Source organism: Streptomyces aurantiacus (genome assembly GCF_001418335.1).
Lineage (GTDB): Bacteria > Actinomycetota > Actinomycetes > Streptomycetales > Streptomycetaceae > Streptomyces > Streptomyces aurantiacus.
The window spans coordinates 1-2,092 of the sequence record NZ_LIPP01000209.1 but is presented as its reverse complement, the minus strand read 5'-3'; the positions used below and the strand labels follow the sequence as shown (position 1 = coordinate 2,092).

The 2,092-nt window shown below is 73.9% G+C and carries 2 protein-coding genes; both read right to left on the bottom strand.

Going from position 1 to position 2,092, the window contains the following annotated elements; all coding sequences use genetic code 11:
- Positions 1–35: 35 nt before the first annotated feature.
- The gene (locus AOK01_RS25855) at positions 36–863 is read right to left on the bottom strand and encodes a class I SAM-dependent methyltransferase (protein WP_079103740.1); all 828 of its coding nucleotides are present in this window, start codon (positions 861–863) and stop codon (positions 36–38) included.
- Positions 860–2,011 (bottom strand): glycosyltransferase family 4 protein, encoded by a 1,152-nt coding sequence (locus tag AOK01_RS25850; protein ID WP_055515716.1) that lies wholly within the window; start codon positions 2,009–2,011, stop codon positions 860–862. The genes AOK01_RS25855 and AOK01_RS25850 overlap by 4 nt, the downstream gene beginning before the upstream one ends.
- Positions 2,012–2,092: the final 81 nt, after the last annotated feature.

Here is a 2,092-nt window from a genome sequence, read left to right as displayed (position 1 = left end):
GGTCGTCGCCGGGGGAGGGGCCTGGACCGTGCTGGTCATGGACACCGCCGGAGGATGAGGAGGAGGTTCCAGGTGGCGAATTCACGCAGTCCCGGCGCCCTGGTGACGGCCTGGGCGAGGAACGGCCAGTAGCGGGAGCGCGCCGAGACGACCAGGACGTCGTCGCGGGCGCGCACCTGCCGCAGGGTGGCTCCGATGTGCACGGCGAACAGGTTCTCGCCGAGGGTGTGCTTGGCCGGCCTGCCCGTACGGCGCCGGTAGCGGGCGCGGGCCCGCTCGGCGCCCAGGTAGTGCCAGGGCGCCCACTCGTGACCGCCCCAGGGGGACAGCCAGTTGGTGAACGACACGTAGATCAGCCCGCCGGGCCGGGTGACGCGGACCAGCTCACTGAGGAAGGTCCCCGGGTCGGCGACGTGCTCAAGGACGTTGGAGGAGAAGCAGACGTCGGCCACTCCGTCGGCGAGCGGCAGCAGATACCCGTCGGCGACGACGGACCCCTCCGGTGGCTCCGGGCCCAGTTCGCGCGGGTCCGGCTCGAAGAGGAAGCCGTCCGCGCCGCGCCGCCGGAACTCACGGGTGAAGTATCCGCCCCCGCCGCCCACGTCCACGACGGTCCGGCCCCGCACCGGACCGTCGTACGCCTCCACCTGGTCGGCGGCGTCCCGGGCGAGCAGCGAGTAGCAGGCCTCGGGGTCGTCCTGTTCACGGCGGAAGGCACGGAGGAGCGCGAGGGAGCGGCGGAGGGAGGGGTCCCGGAGCCGCGTACCCGGGCCCGCGCTTTCCCGCCCCCCAGGAGGCCCCCCAACAGGCTGCCCATGAGGTCGCTCGGGAGGTTGCCCGGAGGGCTTGCGCCGAGAGGTCATGGCGTCCAGCCCCTCACCGCCTCCGTCGCCACCGCTCTGAACTGGCGGACCGTGTGGCTCCAGCGGTACTGGGCGGCGCGGTCGCCGGCCGCCTTGCCCATGAGGGTGCGGCGGTGGGTGGACAGGGCGAGGGTGCACCAGGCCGCGGCGAACGAGGACTCGCCGCGGGCCAGCAGGCCTGTCTCGCCGTCCACGACCGAGTCGCGCAGGCCGGGTACGTCGAAGGCGATGGCGGGGGTCCGGCGGGCCGCCGCCTCCGTCACCACCAGGCCCCACCCCTCCACGGCGGAGGGATGCAGCAGCAGCCAGGCGGCACAGAGCAGGCGGTGCTTCTCGGCCTCGGAGACATGGCCGGTGAACTCGACGCCGGCACCGGCGAGTTGTTCGAGCCGCTGCCGCTCGGGTCCGTCGCCCACGATCACCAGCCGGCCGCCGGTGACCGGGCGGACCCGTTCCCACAGGCGCAGCAGCAGATCGATCCGCTTGTACTCGACGAGCCGTCCCACGGCCAGGAACAGCGGCTCCGGCGAGCGTGCGGCGGGCGGGCCCGGCTCCTCCACGCCGTTGTGCACGACCCGGATGCGCTCGCGCTCGACGCCGATCGCGCGCAGCGCCTGGGCCGTCGACGGGGAGACGGCGACCAGCGGGCCGCTGCGCCGAGCGCCTGCCAGCGCCCAGTGTTCGAGTCTTCGCCCGAGCCGGGCGGCGGGCGCCAGCGGTCCGCCGAACCGCATCCGCCACAGGTCGGTGTGCACGTGGTTGACCAGACGCAGGGTCGGCCCGTGGTGCCACAGCGGCGCCAGATACGGCATGCCGTTGCAGACCTCGACGAGCAGGTCGCAGTCGCCGACCTGGCGCCGGAACGCCGATCTGGCGCGCAGGTAGTGGCCGAGGTCGCCGCCCGCCGACACGACGCGGTAGTCGCGGTACGAGGCGGGGCCGCCGCACAGCAGGGTGACCTGGTGGCCGAGGTGGGTCAGGCCCTCGGCGAGTCTGTCGACGAGGAGTTCGGAACCGCCCGCGGCTTCGTTGCCGAAGTCACGGCGGGCGAGGAAGACGATGCGGCGCGGCTGTGGGGGGAGCGCCGGGTGTCGCTGCGCGGAGCGGGGGAAGGCGGCGCGCAACGACGAAGGCACGTGCTGGGGCATGGGTGCTCCAACTCGTCTCGGGGTGCGGAACCAGTGTGTGGGTGGGGGGAGTTCCGTGGGGGGTGTCGGTGTCTCCGGTCT